This is a genomic window from Rhodococcus sp. 06-235-1A, assembly GCF_002258785.1.
Lineage (GTDB): Bacteria > Actinomycetota > Actinomycetes > Mycobacteriales > Mycobacteriaceae > Rhodococcoides.
Map to the genome: position 1 here is coordinate 317,783 of NZ_NOYI01000003.1, position 21,094 is coordinate 338,876.

At 65.5% G+C, this 21,094-nt stretch carries 21 protein-coding genes; 14 read left to right on the forward strand and 7 right to left on the reverse strand.

What is annotated here, in order from left to right; all coding sequences use genetic code 11:
• The first annotated feature begins 45 nt into the window (after nt 1-45).
• Together CH275_RS03365 and CH275_RS03370 are read left to right on the forward strand one after the other, a co-directional pair.
• Nucleotides 46-1,797, forward strand: coding sequence for a proline--tRNA ligase (locus tag CH275_RS03365; protein ID WP_094675083.1), 1,752 nt, complete (start codon nt 46-48; stop codon nt 1,795-1,797).
• A 75-nt stretch (nt 1,798-1,872) separates the two neighbouring features.
• Nucleotides 1,873-3,597 carry an acyl-CoA dehydrogenase family protein gene (locus CH275_RS03370; RefSeq protein ID WP_094675085.1) on the forward strand — a complete coding sequence of 575 codons (1,725 nt, stop codon included), beginning with the start codon at nt 1,873-1,875 and terminating at the stop codon, nt 3,595-3,597.
• Between the two features lie 3 nt (nt 3,598-3,600).
• Here the strand turns inward: CH275_RS03370 and CH275_RS03375 are convergent, their stop codons facing one another.
• The gene (locus tag CH275_RS03375; RefSeq protein ID WP_256990833.1) at nt 3,601-4,215 is read right to left on the reverse strand and encodes a TetR/AcrR family transcriptional regulator; all 615 of its coding nucleotides are present in this window, start codon (nt 4,213-4,215) and stop codon (nt 3,601-3,603) included.
• Between the two features lie 82 nt (nt 4,216-4,297).
• Here CH275_RS03375 and CH275_RS03380 point away from each other — a divergent pair, with 82 nt between their 5' ends.
• On the forward strand, nt 4,298-5,752 hold the full coding sequence (locus CH275_RS03380; protein WP_094675087.1) for an MFS transporter: 1,455 nt from the start codon (nt 4,298-4,300) through the stop codon (nt 5,750-5,752).
• Here CH275_RS03380 and CH275_RS03385 read toward each other — a convergent pair.
• Both CH275_RS03385 and CH275_RS03390 read right to left on the reverse strand, forming a co-directional pair.
• On the reverse strand, nt 5,715-6,155 hold the full coding sequence (locus CH275_RS03385; RefSeq protein ID WP_094675089.1) for a ferritin-like domain-containing protein: 441 nt from the start codon (nt 6,153-6,155) through the stop codon (nt 5,715-5,717). The two genes, CH275_RS03380 and CH275_RS03385, sit on opposite strands and share 38 nt — an antisense overlap.
• The gene (locus CH275_RS03390; RefSeq protein ID WP_256990834.1) at nt 6,152-6,739 is read right to left on the reverse strand and encodes a hypothetical protein; all 588 of its coding nucleotides are present in this window, start codon (nt 6,737-6,739) and stop codon (nt 6,152-6,154) included. Before CH275_RS03390 ends, CH275_RS03385 begins: the two co-directional genes overlap by 4 nt.
• Before the next feature lie 97 nt (nt 6,740-6,836).
• On the opposite strand from CH275_RS03390, the gene rimP reads away from it, so the two are divergent.
• The 8 genes from rimP to CH275_RS03430 all read left to right on the forward strand — a co-directional run bounded on the left by rimP (nt 6,837) and on the right by CH275_RS03430 (nt 15,169).
• A complete protein-coding gene (gene rimP / locus CH275_RS03395; protein WP_094675091.1) occupies nt 6,837-7,412 on the forward strand; it encodes a ribosome maturation factor RimP in 576 nt (191 codons plus the stop codon).
• Nucleotides 7,409-8,416 carry a transcription termination factor NusA gene (gene nusA, locus CH275_RS03400; RefSeq protein WP_037189588.1) on the forward strand — a complete coding sequence of 336 codons (1,008 nt, stop codon included), beginning with the start codon at nt 7,409-7,411 and terminating at the stop codon, nt 8,414-8,416. The genes rimP and nusA overlap by 4 nt, the downstream gene beginning before the upstream one ends.
• A gap of 168 nt (nt 8,417-8,584) precedes the next feature.
• Complete coding sequence (locus CH275_RS03405; RefSeq protein WP_373453673.1) at nt 8,585-8,845, forward strand: YlxR family protein; 261 nt, start codon at nt 8,585-8,587, stop codon at nt 8,843-8,845.
• Nucleotides 8,846-8,942: 97 nt separating this feature from the next.
• On the forward strand, nt 8,943-11,834 hold the full coding sequence (infB, locus tag CH275_RS03410; RefSeq protein ID WP_094675095.1) for a translation initiation factor IF-2: 2,892 nt from the start codon (nt 8,943-8,945) through the stop codon (nt 11,832-11,834).
• A gap of 154 nt (nt 11,835-11,988) precedes the next feature.
• Entirely contained in the window at nt 11,989-12,279 is a 291-nt protein-coding gene (locus tag CH275_RS03415) for a DUF503 domain-containing protein (RefSeq protein WP_068050194.1), read from the forward strand.
• A 100-nt stretch (nt 12,280-12,379) separates the two neighbouring features.
• Nucleotides 12,380-12,844: a 30S ribosome-binding factor RbfA gene (rbfA, locus tag CH275_RS03420; RefSeq protein WP_094675403.1), complete on the forward strand. Its 465-nt coding sequence runs from the start codon at nt 12,380-12,382 to the stop codon at nt 12,842-12,844.
• 1 nt (nt 12,845) lies between these two features.
• Nucleotides 12,846-13,844, forward strand: coding sequence for a DHH family phosphoesterase (locus tag CH275_RS03425; RefSeq protein WP_094675097.1), 999 nt, complete (start codon nt 12,846-12,848; stop codon nt 13,842-13,844).
• Nucleotides 13,841-15,169: an MATE family efflux transporter gene (locus tag CH275_RS03430; RefSeq protein ID WP_094675099.1), complete on the forward strand. Its 1,329-nt coding sequence runs from the start codon at nt 13,841-13,843 to the stop codon at nt 15,167-15,169. The genes CH275_RS03425 and CH275_RS03430 overlap by 4 nt, the downstream gene beginning before the upstream one ends.
• A gap of 7 nt (nt 15,170-15,176) precedes the next feature.
• On the opposite strand, the gene CH275_RS03435 is transcribed toward CH275_RS03430, so the two are convergent.
• From CH275_RS03435 to CH275_RS03450, 4 genes are read right to left on the reverse strand one after another with little or no spacing between them, the layout of a single operon-like run.
• The gene (locus CH275_RS03435) at nt 15,177-16,271 is read right to left on the reverse strand and encodes a sulfate/molybdate ABC transporter ATP-binding protein (protein WP_094675101.1); all 1,095 of its coding nucleotides are present in this window, start codon (nt 16,269-16,271) and stop codon (nt 15,177-15,179) included.
• Entirely contained in the window at nt 16,268-17,080 is an 813-nt protein-coding gene (locus CH275_RS03440; protein WP_094675103.1) for an ABC transporter permease, read from the reverse strand. The genes CH275_RS03435 and CH275_RS03440 overlap by 4 nt, the downstream gene beginning before the upstream one ends.
• Nucleotides 17,077-17,868 (reverse strand): molybdate ABC transporter substrate-binding protein, encoded by a 792-nt coding sequence (gene modA, locus CH275_RS03445; RefSeq protein ID WP_179275950.1) that lies wholly within the window; start codon nt 17,866-17,868, stop codon nt 17,077-17,079. Before modA ends, CH275_RS03440 begins: the two co-directional genes overlap by 4 nt.
• 17 nt (nt 17,869-17,885) lie before the next feature.
• The gene (locus tag CH275_RS03450) at nt 17,886-18,284 is read right to left on the reverse strand and encodes a TOBE domain-containing protein (RefSeq protein ID WP_094675105.1); all 399 of its coding nucleotides are present in this window, start codon (nt 18,282-18,284) and stop codon (nt 17,886-17,888) included.
• 245 nt (nt 18,285-18,529) lie between these two features.
• Between CH275_RS03450 and CH275_RS03455 the strand changes: the two genes are divergently transcribed.
• The 3 genes from CH275_RS03455 to truB are packed head-to-tail and all read left to right on the forward strand — an operon-like array spanning nt 18,530 to nt 21,083.
• A complete protein-coding gene (locus CH275_RS03455) occupies nt 18,530-19,453 on the forward strand; it encodes a metallophosphoesterase family protein (RefSeq protein ID WP_094675407.1) in 924 nt (307 codons plus the stop codon).
• Nucleotides 19,450-20,115 carry a 4'-phosphopantetheinyl transferase family protein gene (locus CH275_RS03460; protein ID WP_094675107.1) on the forward strand — a complete coding sequence of 222 codons (666 nt, stop codon included), beginning with the start codon at nt 19,450-19,452 and terminating at the stop codon, nt 20,113-20,115. Before CH275_RS03455 ends, CH275_RS03460 begins: the two co-directional genes overlap by 4 nt.
• Nucleotides 20,116-20,150: 35 nt before the next feature.
• On the forward strand, nt 20,151-21,083 hold the full coding sequence (gene truB / locus CH275_RS03465) for a tRNA pseudouridine(55) synthase TruB (protein WP_094675409.1): 933 nt from the start codon (nt 20,151-20,153) through the stop codon (nt 21,081-21,083).
• Nucleotides 21,084-21,094 lie beyond the last annotated feature (11 nt).

A 21,094-nucleotide genomic window follows, 5' to 3' on the forward strand; every position in this document is an offset into this window, starting at 1 on the left:
GCCGCCTGCTCACAGGTGCTGCGCGACCGACTAGTCTGACAACCCGTGATCACCCGTCTTTCGCAGCTGTTCCTCCGCACTCTTCGAGACGACCCGGCCGACGCCGAGGTCGACAGCCACAAGCTGTTGGTTCGCGCCGGTTACGTTCGTCGTATCGCGCCGGGCGTCTACTCCTGGCTGCCGCTCGGTCTGCGGGTGCTGCGGCAGGTCGAGCGTGTCGTGCGCGAGGAGATGAATGCCATCGGTGCGCAGGAGATCTCGCTGCCCGCACTGCTGCCACGCGAGCCGTACGAGACCACCAATCGGTGGACCGAATACGGCGACGCGCTGTTCCGGCTGCAGGACCGCAAGGGCAACGACATGCTGCTGGGGCCCACCCACGAAGAGCTCTTCGCATTGACGGTGAAGGCCGAGTACAACTCGTACAAGGATCTGCCGGTCACGCTCTACCAGATCCAGACCAAGTACCGGGACGAGGAGCGCCCCCGCGCGGGCATCCTCCGCGGACGCGAATTCGTCATGAAGGACTCCTACTCCTTCGACATGGACGAGGACGGACTGAAGAAGTCCTACGACGCTCATCGGGAGGCCTACCAGCGCATCTTCGCCAGGCTCGGTGTCTCGTATGTCATCGTCGCCGCGACGTCGGGGGCCATGGGCGGCAGCGCATCCGAGGAATTCCTGGCCGAGAGCGACATCGGCGAAGACACCTACGTCCGCTGCGTCGAATCGGGTTACGCCGCCAACGTCGAGGCCGTCACCACGCCTGCACCCGAGCCGCTCCCCATCGAGGGCCAGCCGGCCGCCGTCGACTACGAGACGGGCGAGACTCCGACCATCGCGACGTTGGTCGAATGGGCCAACAGCGCCGATCTGGGTCGCACCGTCACCGGGGCCGACACGCTCAAGAACATTCTGCTCAAGGTTCGGGGTGCCGAGGGGGAGTGGGAGCTGCTGGCGATCGGGCTGCCCGGTGACCGTGAGGTGGACGAGAAGCGGCTCGAAGCATCGCTCGAGCCCGCCGAGTTCGCTCTGCTGACCGACGCGGACTTCGCTGCCAATCCGTTCCTGGTCAAGGGCTACATCGGACCTCGCGGGTTGCAGGCGAACGGAGTTCGCTATCTCGTGGACCCGCGGGTGGTCGACGGCACGTCGTGGATCACCGGCGCGGACGTCAAGGGTAAGCACGTGGTGAACCTCGTTGCCGGTCGCGATTTCGTTCCCGACGGCACCATCGAAGCGGCGGAGGTGCGTGACGGCGACATGTCTCCCGACGGTCGTGGACCGCTGATCAGTGCCCGCGGAATCGAGATCGGGCACATCTTCCAGCTCGGCTACAAGTACACCGACGCGTTCTCGGTCGACGTCCTGGGCGAGACCGGTAAGCCCGTCCGTCTGGTGCAGGGTTCCTACGGAGTCGGTGTCTCTCGCCTGGTGGCTGTGATCGCCGAGCAGATGCACGACGACAAGGGCCTGCGGTGGCCGTCGGAGGTTGCGCCCGCCGATGTCCATCTGGTGATCGCGAACAAGGACGACGCGGCTCGCGCCGGCGCGGAATCGATTGCGACACAACTCGATACACAGGGTATCGAGGTTCTCTTCGACGATCGCAAGGCCTCGCCGGGAGTGAAGTTCAAGGACTCGGAACTGATCGGCGTTCCGCTCGTGGTCGTGCTCGGCCGTGGCTGGGCCGACGGCAAGGTCGAGATCCGCGATCGCTTCTCCGGTGAGAGCCGCGAGCTGGACATCGACTCGGCGGTCGAGGAGATCGTCAAGGCCGTGCGGCACACGCCGTAGAACAGTACTGCGATCTGTGTGCGCGGTCGTTTACCCGCTGGTAGCTTCGGGTCAACGACTAGGAGAGGTCACACCGTGGCTCAGTATGCGCTGTTCGATCCGAGTACGTTCGATCCGGCCGAGCTCGACGAGGATTCTCGCCGACAGTTGCGTGCGTTGATCGAGTGGTTCGAGAGTCGCGGCAAAGGCAGGCTCTTGGCGGACGATCTCGACAGCGTCTGGCCGGCCGACTTTCTCGAATTCGTCGCCGAGCAGAAGTTGTTCGCAACGTTCTCCACGCCCGCCGCCTTCGCCGACGGTGCGCCGAACACGCGATGGGACGCCGCTCGCAACGCCGCGCTGAGCGAGATTCTGGGGTTCTACGGTCTTGCCTACTGGTACACCTGGCAGGTCACTGTCCTCGGTCTCGGTCCGATCTGGATGAGCGCCAACGACGACGCCAAGCGGCGCGCAGCGACCGAACTGGACCGCGGCGGAGTCATGGCCTTCGGCCTGTCCGAGCGGGCGCACGGTGCCGACGTGTACTCCACCGACATGCTGTTGACGCCCACGACCGAGGACTCGGACATCGAGTTCACCGCGTCGGGGGAGAAGTACTACATCGGAAACGGCAACGTGGCAGGCATGGTGTCGGTGTTCGGGCGACGCACCGATATCGAGGGTCCCGATTCGTACGTGTTCTTCGTGGCCGACAGTGCGCATCCTGCATATCTGTTGCGTGAGAGCGTCGTGCACGGCCAGATGTACGTCAGCACGTTCTCGCTCGACAACTACCCCGTTCGCGAGCAGGACATCCTGCACACCGGGGCCGATGCTTTCTCGGCGGCACTGAACACGGTCAACGTCGGCAAGTTCAACCTCTGTACCGGTTCGATCGGGATCTGCGAGCACGCGTTCTACGAGGCGATCACGCACGCGAACAACAGAATTCTCTACGGAAATCGAGTCACCGACTTTCCGCATGTACGCAGCGCATTCGTCGACGGCTACTCGCGCCTGATCGCGATGAAGCTCTTCAGCGCCCGAGCGGTGGACTACTTCCGTGCTGCCGGACCCGAGGACCGGCGCTACCTGCTGTTCAATCCGATGACCAAGGCCAAGGTCACCTCGGAGGGTGAAACCGTCGTTCGTCTGTTGCACGACGTCATCGCAGCCAAGGGGTACGAGAAGAACACCTACTTCCGTGAGGCCGCCCAGTTGATCGGAACACTTCCCAAACTCGAAGGCACCGTGCACGTCAACGTTGCCCTGATGCTCAAGTTCATGCCCGCGTACATGTTTTCGCCCACCGATTACCCCGACGTCGGCACTCGGACCGAGCCGGTGGACGACAGCTTCTTCTTCGCTCAGGGCCCGGCCAGGGGTGCGAGCTCGGTGCGGTTCCACGACTGGAATCCGGTGTACCAGAAGCACTCCGGTATCCCGAATGTCGGACGGTTCTACGAGCAGGCGCAGGCGTTCGGGTCATTTCTCGCCGAGTGCGCGCCCGACGAAGCGCAGCAGAAGGACCTCGACTTCCTGCTCGTGGTGGGCCACCTGTTCTCGCTCGTCGTCTACGGTCACCTACTGCTCGAGCAGGCCCACGAGATCTCGTCCGAGATGATGGACCAGATCTTCGATTTCCAGATCAGAGACTTTTCCGGTTATGCCGTCGCGCTGTACGGGAAACCGTCATCGACTGTGGCGCAACAACAGTGGGCTATGGACGCGATTCGGAAGCCGGTGGTCGATGCGGGCCGTTTCGAGACGGTCTGGAACGAGGTCGTCTCGTACGACGGTCGGTACGAGATGCGTCCCTGATCTTCACAGCGCTCCGGGGTCGGCCGGAACGAGCTTGGTTCCGAACGCGCACATCGTCATCTCGTGTAGACCAGCGCTGTCTTCGGGATGCTCCGGTGCCTGCATCGACATCAGGACGTTGAGCAGCATTCCGTGGGCGATGAACTGTCGTGCCTGATCTTCCGAACACCGGGTTCCGTTGCGGATCTGGCTGTAGATCGCGCCCATTCCTTCTCTGGCCTGACGGCCGATCTCGGGTACCGCCCCTGCGCCGAATCCGTGCATCATGACCATCAACAGGTCGCGGTCGGCGACCAGATCGGCGTAGGCACCGCCGAGGTCGGCCCAGGTCCGGTCGTCGGCCGGGTCGAGCGGGCCCGAAGCCAGGACTTCGTCGAATGCCGTCATGATGCCGTCGATGGAGCGTTGGAAGACGAGCCGAAACAATTCCACCTTGGTTCCGAACATCCGGACCACGTACGGCTGCGATACGCCGGCTTCCTTCGCCACTGCGTCGGTACTCGTTCCGGCAAAGCCCCCGCGTGCGAACGCACGCGTCGCGGCGTCGAGGACGAGTTCTCGCCGTTCGGCCGCGTCCATGCGGGTGGCTCTGGGCTTGGACACTGGGGCGTCGGACATGTTGACAGGTTATCAGTCGATAACTTACGGTCGGATATAAGTAATCATTCGATGCTTACAAGTTCGAGACAGGACCTGAACGATGACCGCCACAGCCTCTCCGCCTGCAGTGCAGCCGTCCACTCGGAATGTTCCCGTGTGGCTCGGCATCGTCGCAGCATCGTTACCGATGTTCATGGCAACACTCGACAATTTGGTGATGACCAGCGCGTTGCCGGTCATCCAGCAGGATCTGAACGCCTCTGTCGGACAACTGCAGTGGTTCCTCAACGCATACACCCTCAGCTTCGCGACGTTCATGCTCACGGCGGCAACGCTCGGTGACAGATGGGGCAGACGCGCGGTGTTCCTCGGCGGAATCGCTGTTTTCACCGCCGCCTCGGTGGCCAGCGCGCTCGCTGCGACTCCATCGATGCTCATCGCAGCGCGTGCCGTGCAAGGAATCGGTGCCGCCGCGATCATGCCGTTGTCCCTGGCGCTGCTCGCCGCGGTGGTGCCGGTGGGCAAGCGCGCGATGGCAATCGGGATCTGGGGTGGAGTCTCCGGACTCGGGGTCGCTCTGGGTCCGGTGGTCGGCGGAGCCGTGGTCGACGGGATTTCCTGGCAGGCGATCTTCTGGATCAACGTCCCGGTGGCACTCGTCGCCATTCCGCTGGCGTACCTCGCGCTGAAGGAAACCGCAGGGCGCAGCCAGCCGCTCGATCTGCTCGGCGTGGTCCTCGCGGGCGGCGGTGTCTTCCTCCTGGTCTGGGCGGTGGTCCACGGCAATGACGACGGGTGGGCGTCGGCCACGGTGCTCGCCGGGTTCATCGGCTCGGCGGTGCTGCTCGTGACCTTCGTTCTGCGTGCCTCGCGCACCCGCTACTCGGTACTGCCGCTCGCCCTCTTCCGTTCTCGCAGCTTCACCATCGCCAACATCATCGGAATCGCATTCTCACTCGGCATGTTCGGCGCGGTCTTCCTCCTCGCGCAGTACTTGCAGATCGTCATGAACTACACCCCGTTCCAGGCGGGCCTACGCACACTGCCGTGGACGGCAGCACCGATGGTGGTCGCACCGATCGCAGGTGTGCTCGCCGAGCGCGTCGGGCTGCGCGGACTTTTGGTCAGCGGTTTGGCGCTGCAGTCGGTCTCGCTCGTGTGGATGGCGCTGATCCTTGGACCCGACACCGAGTACCCGTCGATGGTCCCGGCGTTGCTGATGGCCGGAGTGGGTATGGGACTGACGTTCGCTCCGTCCGCTACCGCAGTGCTGCGCGATATGAAGGACGACGATCACGCCACCGCGAGCAGCGCGAACTCCACTGTGCGAGAGGTGGGTATCGCGCTCGGCATCGCGGTACTGACTGCGGTGTTCATCGGAGCAGGCGGATCTCTGACGCCCACCGGTTACACCGACGCCTTGGCACCCGCACTGCTCGTCGGCACAGGGGCGGTGGCGATCGGACTCGTGGCGGCGCTGTTCATGCCGAGGGGATCCGCCGGACCGGCGGACGGCCTCACGGTCGGCCGGGAAATGCCGTCGACGACGGACTGACGCCCAGAATCTGCTGCCACGTCGCGAGGCGAACTGCGGCGTCGGTCAGTGCCTGTACCCCCATCTCGCGGGTGGCACCGGACTGGCTGCGCTCGATCAGCGACCGCCACGCGATGCTCGTGTCGATCTCGGCCTGCGCGGCCAACTGCGCAGCCGAGATCGCGTCGGTCACCGGAAACGGAGACGCATACGCCGGATCGGGCAGCGGCACAGCGACACTCGCCGCTTGGAGGGCATCGATAGTCGAATCTCGACGCGCGCGGTGTGCCGAAGTGTTCGCCGCCACCACGTCGGCGCGGGCGGGGTTGGAGAACGCCGCGACGACGCCGTAGGCGAACACCGCCGCGTACTCCGCGTGCAGGGCGTCGACAAGGCCTTGCTGTTCCGGACCGAGATCGCTCATGCCAGCACCACCAGGGCCGAGACGGTGCACGAGGCGCTGATCGAACCGAGAAGTCCTGCGCGGTAACCGCTTTCGTTTCGAGCCGCTTCTGCTGCGCTACGGGCGGATGTGGTCAGGATGTCCCGCACTGCGGCGAGATCGGGTGGCGGCCCTGTAGGCGCGGTGGTCGTGGTGGGCCCTGCCGAGGTGGTATCGGCCGACGAAGTGTCGGTCGAGATACCGGTCGCGCGGGCGATCTCGGTGTCGAGAGCATCGGCGTGCTCGGTCCGCTGGGCCGCGACGATCCCGAGCGCAGCTGCATAGTCGGGGATCGCCGTTGCCGCCGCAGTGGCGTCCGCGGCATCGCTGCGAGCAGCGCGCAGTTGTGCGGTCAGAGAATCGAGCGCAGGGCCTGAGATCTCCTCTCGGCCGCAGGCCACCGACACGGAGACTGTGGTTGCCGACAGTACGGCGGCACCGGCGAGTCGGAACAACCCGCGGCGACTGAGTGCGAATGGGGCGATCGGCGTGGGCACCCCGACATCGTGCCAGATCGCCGCGCCTGCCCGTGCCACGAACATGTTGCGCCGCCCGTGCGTGGTCACGAGCACCGTCCCCGGGGCGGTAGGCTGTTGGTTCTGCAAACGCAGTCCGGCTGCAGCCCGCCGGATCGCTCACAACTACACACGAGGAGTTCGCGACATGCCTGTTCCGTCGAAGGAGAGGGTTGTCGAACTGCTCGTCGACCTCGTTCGAGATCGAGGCTACGACCTCGAGGACGTGAACGTCGTCGCCGCAGGAAAGCACAGTGCGGTGCGGATCATGGTCGACCGCGAAGAGGGAATCGACCTCGACGCGCTCCCGGAACTCAGCCGCGAGATTTCCGACGCCTTCGATGCCGTGTCGGATTTCGGGGAAGCCCCGTACACGCTGGAAGTCACCACTCCGGGAATCGACCGCCCGCTGACCGAGGCGCGGCACTGGCGTCGGTCTCGGGGCCGGAAGGTGCGCATCGAGCTCGCCGACGCCAAGTTCGAGGGCCGGATCGGCGAGCTCGACGGAAATTCGGTCACCGTGGTGATCAAGGAGAAGGGCGTGCTGTCCACTCGTTCGATTGCTCTGGCTGAAGTTGTGAAAGCTGTTGTGCAGGTGGAATTCTCACGGCCGACCGCTGAAGAGATGGACCTGGCGGGTGGTGTGGTCGGCAGTAGGCCGTCACCCGCGAACACCGACGAGATCGTGGATGTGGAAGCACCGGAAGAAGGGTCGAACAAGTGAATATCGACATTGCCGCATTGCGTGCCATCGAGGCGGACAAGGGAATTCCGATCGAGATGGTGATCTCGACGATCCAGACCGCATTGCTGACCGCCTACCGACACACCGAGGGGCACCAGTCCAACGCGTGGATCGATGTCGATCGAAAGACCGGCTCGGTCCGGGTCATGGCCAAGGAAATCGACGCGGACGGCAACGTGATCTCCGAGTGGGACGACACCCCGGAGGGATTCGGGCGTATCGCGGCGACCACCGCTCGCCAGGTCATTCTGCAGCGCCTGCGCGACGCCGAGCACGAGCGCTCGTTCGGCGAGTACTCCACTCACGAAGGTGAGATCGTCAACGGCGTCATCCAGCGCGACACCCGCGCCAACGCCAAGGGCACCGTCATCGTGCGCATCGGCAGCGACGCCAACGGGGCCGACGGCCTCCTGCCTCCCGCCGAGCAGGTTCCGGGTGAGAGCTACGAGCACGGTGAGCGCATCAAGTGCTACGTAGTCGGAGTCGCTCGGGGCAACCGGGGTCCGCAGATCACACTCTCACGCACCCATCCCAATCTGGTCCGCAAACTGTTCGCCCTCGAGGTGCCCGAGATCGCCGACGGTTCGGTCGACATCGTCGCCGTTGCACGCGAGTCGGGTCACCGATCCAAGATTGCTGTCGCCTCGACCGTGTCGGGTCTCAACGCCAAGGGTGCCTGCATCGGACCGATGGGGCAGCGAGTGCGGAACGTGATGAGCGAGCTGGCAGGCGAGAAGATCGACATCATCGACTTCGACGAGGACCCGGCCACGTTCGTCGGGAATGCGCTCTCGCCTTCGAAGGTTGTGTCTGTGACCGTCGTGGATGCTGCTGCCCGCGCGGCTCGTGTGGTCGTTCCCGAGTACCAGCTCTCTCTGGCGATCGGCAAAGAAGGACAGAACGCCCGACTGGCCGCTCGGCTGACCGGTTGGCGCATAGATATCCGAAGCGATGCGGCGGCACCCGAGACGACCAGCGCGTAGGGCCGGAATGCGGAGTTCGAGGCAATACAGCGGTAGAGTGGTCGATGGTTCGGTAACGAACTCTCTGCCCAGGAACACGAACGCGACTATCCGGTTGTGACAGGCCGGCCAGTTCGCACGTGTGTCGGGTGCAGGGAGCGAGTGCCGGCCGCCGATCTGTTGAGGATCGTGGTTCGAGAAGCTGGTTCGCACGAATTCGCTCTCGTCCCCGACGTCCGGCATTCGATGTCCGGTCGTGGTGCGTGGTTGCACTACAGCCGAGAATGCCTGCACAATGCGGAGCGACGCCGAGTTTTCGGTCGCGCGTTTCGGATATCGGGAAATGTGGACTCGTCGGCAGTGACAGACGTGCTCGTCGAGCACGAACAGCTGCAGGACGAAGACACGACAAGAGCAACACCCGTCGACAAGAACAGGCAACAGCACTGATGAGCACACCGTGAAGCACCAACGATGAACGTCCATCGGAGATAACCCGAGGTCGTGCGGGCACCAAGCCTCGCTCGGCCTCTCAGTGAGGAGAGCAGTGGCAGGCAAGGCCCGCGTGCACGAGTTGGCAAAAGAACTCGGTGTCACCAGTAAGGAACTACTCGCACGGCTCAAAGAGCAGGGCGAGTTCGTCAAGTCCGCATCATCCACAGTCGAGGCCCCCGTGGCTCGTCGACTGCGTGAATCCTTCCCGTCCGAGAACACGGACGCACCGGCAACCAGCGCAGCTGCACCGAACGGTCGCGCAGCGGCCGATCGCGCTGCCGGCAGCACCTCGAAGCCGAGCGCGGCAAAGCCGGGCGGACCCCGTCCCGGCCCCAAGCCGGCCCCTCGACAGGCAGAACCGGAAGCACCCGCAGTGCAGGAGCCGGTGGTTCAGGCACCCGCGGAAGCAGCTCCGGCTGTACCCGCAGCACCGGCACCGGCTGCACCCGTCGCCCAGCCTGCTGCTCCCGTAGAGCAGGCACCGGCCGCGTCGGCCGGCACCGGCGAGGCAGCGCAGGCTGCGACGACACCCAAGCCTGCAGGTCCCGGCCCCAAGCCCGGGCCCAAGGCACCGCGTGTCGGAAACAACCCGTACTCCTCGGCTCCTGTGGAACGGCCGGCTCCCCGGCCCGCTCCCGGTGCGCCGCGTCCCGGCGGCGGACGGCCGGCTCCCGGACAGGGCGGGCCTCGTCCCGCCGCACCGTCCGGCGGCACTCGGCCGGCTCCCGGCCAGGGCGGACCCCGTCCCGCACCGGGCCAGGCCGGACCTCGTCCGAGCCCCGGCTCGATGCCTCCTCGCCCGAACCCGGGTGCGATGCCGACCCGTTCGGCACGTCCCGGTCCCGCAGCGGGACGCCCCGGGCGTCCCGGTGGCGCTCCGGGCGGTCGTCCCGGCGGCGGCGGTGGCGGTGGCTACCGCGGCGGCGGTGCTCCCGGCGCTCCCGGTGGTGCCCCCGCAGGCGGCGCTCCCGCAGGCGGCTTCCGTGGTCGTCCCGGCGGCGGTGGACGCCCCGGTCAGCGCGGCGCAGCAGCAGGTGCATTCGGTCGTCCCGGCGGAGCAGTTCGTCGTGGCCGCAAGTCGAAGCGGGCGAAACGCGCCGAGTACGAGAGCATGCAGGCTCCCGCAGTCGGTGGCGTCAGGCTGCCCCGCGGAAACGGTGAGACCATTCGTCTCGCTCGCGGCGCATCGCTGTCGGACTTCGCGGACAAGATCGACGCGAACCCGGCCGCACTCGTGCAGGCCCTGTTCAACCTCGGTGAGATGGTCACCGCGACGCAGTCCGTCAACGACGAGACGCTGGAGCTTCTCGGCGGCGAGATGAACTACGTCGTTCAGGTCGTCAGCCCCGAGGACGAAGACCGCGAACTGCTCGACTCGTTCGACCTCACCTACGGCGAGGACGCCGGCGGCGAGGAAGATCTCGAGCAGCGTCCCCCGGTGGTCACCGTCATGGGCCACGTCGATCACGGTAAGACGCGACTGCTCGACTCGATTCGTAACACCACGGTGCGCGAAGGCGAGGCCGGCGGCATCACGCAGCACATCGGTGCATACCAGGTGCTGACCGAGCTCGAGGGCAACGAGCGTTTGGTCACCTTCATCGACACCCCCGGTCACGAGGCCTTCACGGCCATGCGTGCCCGTGGTGCGAAGGCCACCGACCTCGCGATCCTGGTGGTCGCAGCCGACGACGGCGTCATGCCGCAGACGGTGGAGGCCATCAACCACGCCCAGGCGGCCGACGTGCCGATCGTGGTCGCGGTGAACAAGATCGACAAGGAAGGCGCGAACCCGGACAAGATCCGGCAGCAGCTGACCGAATACGGCCTGGTCGCCGAGGAGTACGGCGGCGAGACGATGTTCGTCGACATCTCCGCCAAGCAGGGCACCAACATCGATGCCCTCCTCGAAGCGGTGCTGCTGACGGCCGACGCGTCGCTCGATCTGCGCGCCAACCCGGACATGGACGCTCAGGGTGTCGCCATCGAGGCGCACCTCGACCGTGGTCGTGGCCCGGTCGCGACCGTGCTCATCGCACGCGGAACGCTCCGTGTCGGTGACTCGATCGTCGCCGGTGACGCATACGGACGCGTCCGCCGGATGGTCGACGAGCACGGCGAGGATGTCACCGAAGCGATGCCGTCCCGTCCCGTGCAGGTCATCGGCTTCACGTCGGTGCCCGGTGCAGGCGACAACCTTCTCGTCGTCGACGAGGACCGGATCGCCCGCCAGATCGCCGACCGTCGAAACGCGCGTAAGCGCAATGCTCTCGCGGCCAAGAGCCGTAAGCGCATCAGCCTCGACGATCTCGATGCAGCTCTGAAGGAGACTTCGCAGCTGAACTTGATCCTCAAGGGTGACAACTCGGGAACCGTGGAAGCACTCGAAGAGGCGCTGCTCGGTATCGAGATCGACGACGAGGTGGAGCTGCGCGTCATCGACCGCGGTGTCGGTGGCGTCACGGAGACCAACGTCAACCTGGCGTCGGCATCCAACGCGATCATCATCGGCTTCAACGTTCGCGCGGAGGGCAAGGCCACCGAGCTGGCCAACCGCGAGGGCGTCGACATCCGGTACTACTCGGTGATCTACCAGGCGATCGACGAGATCGAGAAGGCCCTCAAGGGCATGCTCAAGCCGGTGTACGAGGAGGTTGCCCTCGGGCAGGCCGAGATCCGCGCGCTGTTCCGTTCCTCCAAGGTCGGAAACATCGCCGGTTGCCTCGTCACCTCCGGTACGATCCGTCGCAACGCGAAGGCACGACTCATCCGAGACAGTGCCGTTGTTGCGGAAACCGTCACGATCTCCTCGCTCCGCCGCGAGAAGGACGACGCGACGGAGGTTCGTGAGGGATACGAGTGTGGTTTGACGGTGACGTACTCCGACATCAAGGTGGGCGATGTCATCGAGGCGTACGAACTCCGTGAAAAGCCACGCGACTAGAACCGATGCGGAGCCGTTCGGCTCCGCATCCGGTCGCGTCGGCTCGGTGGTGAAGCCAGGGGAGTGACACTGCGCTCCGACTTTCGAGCCGGTGGTGGTACGACAGCTGTACTGCCACCGGCTTTGTCGTCGAAGCTGATCGAAGGACGTCAGCGTGTATCTGGGTGCTTTGGAGTTGGACGTGTTGTTGGGGGACGTGCGTTCGCTCGCCGAGAAGCGGTCGATGGTGGAACCGGTTCTCGGTGATCTGCAACGGCTGGGAGTTTCGGCTGCCGAAACCGGTGAGCGAGAACGTATTCGGCGGTCCCTGCTGGGGGTTGCCGCTGCCGGTACCGATGTCGATCTCTTGCACGACAAACTGGACGAGTGCGAACGGCATGTCGCCGAACGTCACGATCTGGAACTGTTGGCGGTACGCCGGAGAATCTTCGGACCCGAGGATTGATCCGGGCGTCTGCCGAGCACTGTTCGGCAGAGTGAAGTGCACAACCGTCGAATGTCGCAAGAGAACCGACGTTCGGCCATGAAAGAGGAGTGTGATTGTCGTGGTGGATCAGGCCAGGGCTCGTAAGTTGTCCAAGCGAATCGCCGCCATCGTTGCAACGGCGATCGATCACGAGATCAAGGATCCGCGGCTGGCATTCGTGACCATCACCGATACCAAGGTGACTGCCGACCTGCACGACGCCACGGTGTACTACACCGTCATGGGTGAAGATCTCGATACTCCGCCCGACCTGCAGGCTGCCGCCGCGGGACTGGAGAAGGCCAAGGGTGTGCTGCGCTCGAAGGTCGGTGCCGGAACGGGCGTGCGGTACACACCGACATTGACGTTCGTGACCGACACTGTGCCCGACACCGCGCGCCACATGGAAGACCTTCTCGAACGCGCTCGCGTGGCCGACGAGGAATTGGCTCGCGCCCGAGCGAACGCCAAGCCCGCAGGCGACCCCGATCCGTACAAAGCCCCCCGTGAGCTTGCAGACGTCGAGCCCTCCGAAGCCGACTGACATGTCCGATGGTTCGGGGACAGCGACGGAGGCCGACAGCGATCTGGCGCAGGCGATCGAGATGCTCGAACGTGCATCCTCGGTGACCGTTCTGTGTCACGTTCAGCCCGACGCCGACACGATCGGGAGTGGGCTTGCGCTCGGTTCCGTGCTCGAACGGCGCGGTGCGACCGTCCAGGTGGCGTTCGCTGCGCCGGCGTCCCTGCCCGAGTCGATGGACGAGTTGCCCGGGAGGCACCTACTCGTCGACGCCGACAAGGTCACCGATACCGTCGACTTGGTCGTCACGGTCGACGCCGGAAGCCGGGGTCGGCTGGGTTCGCTGGGTGATCGACTCGATTCTGCGTCGGCCAGCCTCGTGATCGACCATCACCGCAGCAACACCCGGTTCGGAACGGTCAATGTGGTGCATGCGTCCGCGGAGTCGACCACTGCGGTGATCGCGAGACTGTTGGACCAGTGGGGTGTCGAGATCGATGCAGATCTGGCGCACCTGCTGTTCGCAGGCTTGGTCACCGACACCGGTTCGTTCCGATGGGTTCGCCCTGGTTCGCACCTGTTGGCCGAGAGACTGCTCGCGACAGGTATCGACGGCGCACACATCGCGCGCAAACTGCTCGACACGCATCCGTTCGACTGGCTGCCGATGCTCGGTTCGGTCCTCGGTTCGGCCTCCCTGCTTGCCGACGCCGTCGACGGTCGCGGGCTGGTGTACGCCGTCATTCGAAGCGAGGATTCGGCCGGATTGCGGTCCGAGGAGATCGAGAGTGTCATCGACATCGTGCGCACCACCTCCGAAGCCGAAGTGGCCGCCGTGTTGAAGCAGCAGGATTTCGGCTCGGTGTGGGTGGTGTCGCTGCGCTCGAAGACCGAGGTCGACGTGTCGGCGGTGGCGTGCACGCTCGGCGGTGGCGGGCACCGCAATGCGGCGGGTTACACCGCGACGGGCGAGCTTGCCGATGTCGTGGACGCGTTGCGCGAGGCCCTGTCGGCCTCGTGAGTTCCACCCCGGTCACTGCTCGCAAGATTCTCGGTCTCTCCCTGCCTTCTCTCGGCGTCCTCGCTGCCGAACCCCTCTACCTGTTGTTCGACGCCGCCGTGGTCGGCCGGCTGGGTGCTGTGGCGCTCGCAGGCCTGGCGATAGGCGGTCTCGTGTTGGCTCAGGTCAGCACACAACTGACGTTTCTGTCCTACGGCACGACCGCGCGTGCGGCTCGCAAACACGGTGCCGGTCGTGAACGCGACGCCGTCGGGGAGGGCGTGCAGGCAACCTGGTTGGCCTTCGCCATCGGAATCGCCATCGTTGCGGTGATGCAACTTGCGGCCGAGCCGGTGGTATCGGTACTGACCGGCGGCGGCGACATCGCGGCCGAGGCGATCTCGTGGCTGCGAGTGGCTCTGCTGGGTGTGCCGTTCATCCTGGTATCGCTGGCCGGAAACGGATGGATGCGCGGCGTCCAGAACACGGTGACGCCACTGCGTTTCGTCGTGTTCGGCTTCGGTGTGTCGGCGGTGCTGTGCCCACTTCTGGTCCATGGGTTGCTCGGGTTCCCGCGGCTGGAACTGGTGGGATCGGCCGTGGCCAACGTGATCGGCCAGGGTGTCGCCGGTGCGCTGTTCGTCGTCGCGGTAGTTCGGTCGAGCACCGAACTTCGCCCCCACTGGACGGTGATGCGCGCACAATTGGTGCTCGGCCGCGACCTGATCGTGCGCAGCCTGGCGTTTCAGGCCTGCTTCCTGTCCGCCGCTGCCGTCGCGTCGAGGTTCGGTGCGGCGTCGGTCGCCGCCAACCAGGTGGTGCTGCACATGTGGAACCTGGTGTCGTTGATGCTCGATTCGCTGGCGATCGCCGCTCAGACTCTGGTGGGAGCCGCCCTGGGAGCGAGCAGGACCGATGACGCGCGCGCACTCGCATGGCGTCTGACCGCATGGTCCACGGTGTTCGCGGTGGTCCTCGCCGGGGTGTTCGCCGTCGGGCGTTCGTTCGTCCCGGATCTGTTCACCACCGACGCCTCGGTCATCGACGAGATGCATGCGATCTGGTGGATCTTCGTCGCGATCATTCCCATCGCCGGAGTGGTGTTCGCGCTGGACGGAGTCCTGCTGGGCAGTGGCGACGCGGCGTTTCTACGCAACGCGACCATGGCCTGCGCCGTCGTGGGTTTTCTGCCGTTCATCTGGTCGGCTCTCGTAGTCGACTGGGGGCTGGTAGGAATCTGGATCGGCCTCGGTGTCTTCGTCGGGCTGCGCATGCTCGCCGTCGCGGGTCGAGTGCTGTCGGGCAGGTGGCTCGTGATCGGCAGCGATCGACAACTACACCGGTAACTGTCGGTCAGAGCCGCGACGGTAGCGCCGGGTGCAGTGCCACTTCGAGGCTCTTCACCACGAAGAACACGCTGCGACCCGGTTCGAGCCCGAGATCCGAGACCGCAGCGGGAGTGATGTCGGCCGCGATTCCGGGGGAGCCGTCCGGATGCGGGCGGGATCGGACACGAATGCCGGAGCCCTGCACCTCCATCTCCTCGACCACCACTTCGAAGACGTTGCGGGGGCTCGCGTGCGGAGCAACCGGATGTACCGAGACGGCAGCGGGGGAGAACACCGCGACCACGGGCGTTCCAGCGGCGTGCTGTCCGGAGCCATGGACCGTCACACCCCAGTCGGTACGCAGAGCCGTGGTGTCGTCGGCGTCGATCGCGCGGCCCGAGAGCAGGTTGATTCCGGCGATCCGGGCACCGAATTCGCTGCGGGGGGCGGTGAGGACCTCGGCAACCGAGCCCCGCTCGACCACGCGTCCACCCTCGACGACTGCGACGGAATCGGCCAGCGCTACGACGTCGAGCAGATCGTGGGTGACGATCAGCGCCGTGCGAGAGCTCTCACGCAATACCGTGCGCAGCACTCGCCGGACGGCCGGTGCCGTCTCGACATCGAGAGCGGCACAGGGTTCGTCGAGTAGCAGCAGTCGAGGATCCGCCGCGAGAGCACGCGCAATCGCGACCCGTTGGGCCTGGCCACCGGACAGCTGGGCAGGGCGGCGTCCGGCCAGGTGGGAGGCTCCGACGGCGTCGAGCCACCTGTCGGCCACGACTTTCGCACGTGCTCGGTTCGCGCCGGTACTTCGCGGCGCGAAGGCAACGTTCGTGCGCGCGTCCATGTGGGGAAACAGCAGTGCGTCCTGAGCCAGAGTTGCGACGCCCCGTGCGTGTATCGGGACGAAGGTCTTCGACGACGTGTCGGTCAACACATCCTCGCCGAGTAGGACGACACCGTCATCGGGTGTGACCGACCCCGACACCAATTGGAGCAGCGTCGATTTCCCGGCCCCGTTGGGCCCGAGTACCGCAACGGTCTCGCCCTCTTCGACGTCCAGTTCGAGGGCGACGCCGCGGGCGCCGAGGGTGGCACGCAGATGCAGTGAGCTCACAGCGTTCCCGACGATCGAGTGCCCCGCGCAGTGACGACGACGAGTGCCGCGACCAGTATCAACAGTATCGACAGCGCCACCGCGGCATCGGGATCGGTTTCGCGTTGAAGATAGATCTCCAGCGGCAGTGTCCGGGTCACCCCCTCGAGCGAGCCGGCGAACGTCAACGTCGCGCCGAATTCTCCGAGTGCGCGGGCGAAGGCGAGAACGGTTCCGGACAGTAGTCCGGGAAGAATCAGGGGAACGGTGACCCGGCGCAGGACGGTGGTGGGAGTGGCCCCCAGGGTCGCGGCCACCACGTCGTAGCGGTTGCCGGCCGTGCGCAAGGCACCCTCGACGCTGACGACGAGAAACGGCAGCGAGACGAACACCTGAGCCAACACGACGGCCGAGGTGGTGAACGCGATCCTGATTCCGAAGGCCTCCAGATGCTCACCGAGCAGTCCCTGACGCCCGAAGGTGTAGAGCAGGGCGATGCCGCCGACGACCGGGGGCAGTACGAGAGGGAGAACGACGAGGGAACGCAGTACCGAGAGTCCTCGTATCGGGCTGCGTGAGAGCACGATTGCCATCGGCACGCCCAGTACCAGGCACAATGCTGTGCTGGCCGTCGCCGTCTTCACACTCAGCATCAACGCCGCAACCGCAGACTCGGAGGTGACGAGCCCCACGAAGTTCGACCAGTCGATCCTGGTGAACATCGCGGCCAGCGGGGCAACGACGACGAGCGCGCCGACGGCGGCCGGAACGAAAATCCAGATCGGCACACCGACGGTCGACCGCCCGTCATCGGCGACTCGTAGGGTCACGGAGCGCCGAAGCCGGCGCGACCGAGGACGTCACGGCCGACCGGTCCGGCGACGAATTCGGCGAACGCACGAGCGGTGGCTTCGTTGTCGGACTCACTCAATGCCGCAACCGGGTAGGTGTTGACGGCTCCGCTCGATTCCGCGAACGGCACTGCGGTCACGGCGTCTCCCGCTCCGGACGCGTCGGTGACGTAGACCAGGCCGGCATCGGCTTGTCCCGACGTGACTTTGCCCAGCACGTCGGTGACCGAGGATTCCTCGCTGACCGCCGGAATGTCGGTACCGGATGCGGCCTCGACGGACGCGGTGGCGGCTCCGCACGGTACCTGGGGCGCGCAGATCACCGTCAGGACGTCGGGGTCGGCCAGTTCGGCCAACGACGTGATGCCGTCCGGGTTCCCCGGCGCGGTCACGATGGTCAGGGTGTTGGAGGCGAAGTCGACGGGATCGCCCGCGACCACGCCGGCGTCGACCGCGGCGGTCATGTTCTTGGTGTCCGCGGACGCGAAGACATCCGCGGGTGCTCCGGAGATCAACTGCGCGACCAGGTCGGAAGAGCCTGCGAAGCTGAATTCGACGGAGGTGCCGGGGTGCTCGGCCTCGAACCGTGCACCGAGATCGGTGAACGTGGTCTTCAGCGATGCCGCGGCGAACACGGTGATGTCACCATCGATGGCGTCGACGCTCGGTGCCGGGTCGGTGTCGACCGTCTCGGATTGTCCGGCGCATCCGGTGAATACGAGGGTGACGGCACTCAGAGCCACGACTGCCGGGCGAACTCTCTTCACGACATTTCTCCTGAGATCTAGGGTGTCTCGACGATGACGGTCGTGGCCTTGACGACCGCAACGGTGACCTTGCCCGGCTCCAGGCCCAGCTCACGAACCGATGCGGTACTCATCAAGGACACGATGGAGAACGGTCCGCACTGCATGCTGACCTCGCTCATCACCGTGTCCGAGACGACGTCGGTGACCAGTCCGACCAGCCGGTTGCGTGCGGAACTGGCACCGGAGGTGACTTCCGGTGGGGGTGCGGCGTGCTCACGGGCGTAGGCGGCCAGGTCCTGGCCGGCGATCACCTTGCGTCCCGTCCGGTCCTCGTGCGATGCGAGCGTGCCGCTGTCGATCCACCGACGCACGGTGTCGTCACTGACGCCGAGGAGCGCAGCTGCATCTCGAACTCGTACCGGGGGAACCGTCATCGATGTACCTGCATTGGCGGAAATCTCCGCAGATAAGTCATGCATGGCACCATATACCCGAATCTGCGGTCGACGCGACCGGATTGCCGCCGCGAGGTTCCGAGTCGGTCGTCCGCTCGACGGGGCTTCGCTTCACCCCGACGGCACCGGCTACGGAATCTCCGTGGAGTATTGAGCGTTGGTACGTTCTCGGACGGTTCCGGCGATTCGACGTCGACGGCCGTGCGGACCGGAAGGGGTCATCAGTGGCAGCGAAGCTGTGGGCAGTGAGCGACATTCACGTCGGACATCGGGGCAACCGGCCCGTCACAGAGGACATCTTTCCCGAATCGCCCGAAGATTGGCTGATCGTTGCCGGCGACGTGTCGGAGAAGACCGATGACATCAAGTGGGCGCTCGAACTGCTCCGTAGCCGGTTCGCGAAGGTCATCTGGGTACCCGGGAACCACGAACTGTGGACGACGGTCAAGGACCCCGTTCAGATCCACGGAGCCGCTCGCTACGAGTATCTGGTCAACCTGTGCCGCGAGATCGACGTCATCACCCCCGAGGACCCGTATCTGCGCTGGGAAGGTGAGGGCGGACCCGCGACGATAGTGCCGATGTTTCTGCTCTACGACTACTCGTTCCTCCCGCAGGGAGCGCGGGACAAAGAACACGGGCTGGCGATCGCGCGCGAGAAGAACGTCGTCGCCACCGACGAGTTCCTGCTGTCCTCGCAGCCGTATGCAACGCGGGATGCCTGGTGCCACGCTCGAATCGAGGCCACCCGGGAGCGCCTCGACGCACTGGACACCACGGTTCCCACCGTGCTCATCAACCACTTTCCGATGGTTCGCCAGCCGACCGAGGTGCTGTTCTACCCGGAGTTCGCCCTGTGGTGCGGGTCGACTCTGACGGCGGACTGGCACACCAGATACAACGCGATCTGCTCGGTGTACGGGCACCTGCACATCCCGCGGACCACCTACTACGACGGTGTCCGCTTCGAGGAGGTCTCGGTGGGATACCCGCGTGAATGGCAGCGCCGTGGACTACCGAACAACGTTCTGCGCCAGATCCTTCCGGTTCCCGAGTATCCGCCGGGCACGTTGAACAAATGGGGTGGACACTTCACCGTGACGCCCGAGATGGAGGCAGAGGTCGAGAAGATGAGGGCTGGCAAGTGATCGAATCGATACTCCCCAACGGGGTCGTCTCGGCCGAATTATTCGCTGATCCACCGGGTTTGACGCCGCATCCACTCGAAGCGCCGTTGGTCGCCAAGGCCGTGGACAAACGTAAACGTGAGTTCACCTCGGCTCGACACTGCGCGCGTGTGGCGATGGAGAAGCTGGGCGTGGAGCCCGCGCCGATCATGCGCGGCAAATCCGGTGCACCGCAGTGGCCGAAGGGTGTGGTCGGATCCCTGACTCACTGCGACGGGTATCGCGGTGCCGTATTGGCGTATTCGATGCAGGTGCGTTCGGTGGGTATCGACGCCGAGCCGCACGGCCCCTTGCCCGACGGAGTCTTGGAGGCGGTGAGCCTGCCGGCCGAGCGAGACTGGCTCGCGACCGCCGGTCGTGAGGACGTCCATTGGGACCGAGTGTTGTTCTGCGCCAAGGAAGCCACGTACAAGGCGTGGGAGCCGCTGACCGGACGGTGGCTCGGGTTCGAGGACGCGCACATCACGTTCGAGCGAACCGGCTCCGGTGACGACATCTCGGGAACGTTCCACTCCGAGTTGTTGGTGCCGGGGGACACCGTCACCGGCCCGCCTCTGTCGGCGTTCGACGGTCGATGGATGGTGGCGGGCGGTCTGGTGATGACTGCGATCTCGGTGACGTGACGACCGGATTCGCGAGCCTGGCACAATGCTCTCTCGTGAGTGCTCGCGAAAAGATTTCGTCCGGTCTCGTCGGTGCCGGCTTGCTTGTGGTCGACAAGGGGCCGGGTGTGACGAGCCACGATGTCGTGGCGTCGTGCCGAAAGCTGTTGCGCACCAGAAAAGTCGGTCATGCGGGGACTCTCGATCCCATGGCGACGGGAGTTCTCGTGCTCGGCGTGGAGCGTGCGACGAAAATGCTCGGTCTACTTTCGCTGACCACCAAGTCGTATACCGCGACCGTTCGGCTGGGCCGCAGCACGACGACCGACGATGCCGAGGGCGACGTGCTGGCGGACGTGTCGGCAGCGCACGTGGCCGACTCCGACATCGCCACTGCGATCGCAGCTCTGACCGGAGACATCGACCAGGTGCCTGCCAGTGTCAGCGCCATCAAGGTCGACGGTCAGCGGGCCCACAAGTTGTCCCGCGCAGGTGAGGAGTTCACCCTCGCTGCCCGCACGGTGAGCGTCACCCGGTTCGACGTGGCGGCCAGGCGAGACGTGGCCGACGGTGAGTCCACGTTCGTCGATCTCGACGTGGAGGTGGATTGTTCGTCGGGGACCTACGTGCGGGCGCTGGCACGCGATCTCGGTTCGGCACTCGGTGTCGGTGGTCATCTGACTGTGCTGCGTCGCACTCGAGTCGGTCCCTTCACACTCGAGCACGCACGCACGCTCGACGAACTGGCCGAGGATCCGGCCGTCAGCCTGGATATCGACCAGGCGGCGCGTACCGCATTTCCACACCGGCAGATCGATGCCGCCGAGGCGGAATCACTGAGCCAGGGGCGCTGGCTGGACCCGATCGGAATCGATGGGGTGTACGCGGCCGTCGATCCGACGGGCCACACCATCGCTCTGCTTCAGGAGAAGGGCAAGAGGGCGAGCTCGGTCATGGTCGTACGGCCCGCGACCCTGCGCGGACACTGAACCGCCAGGTG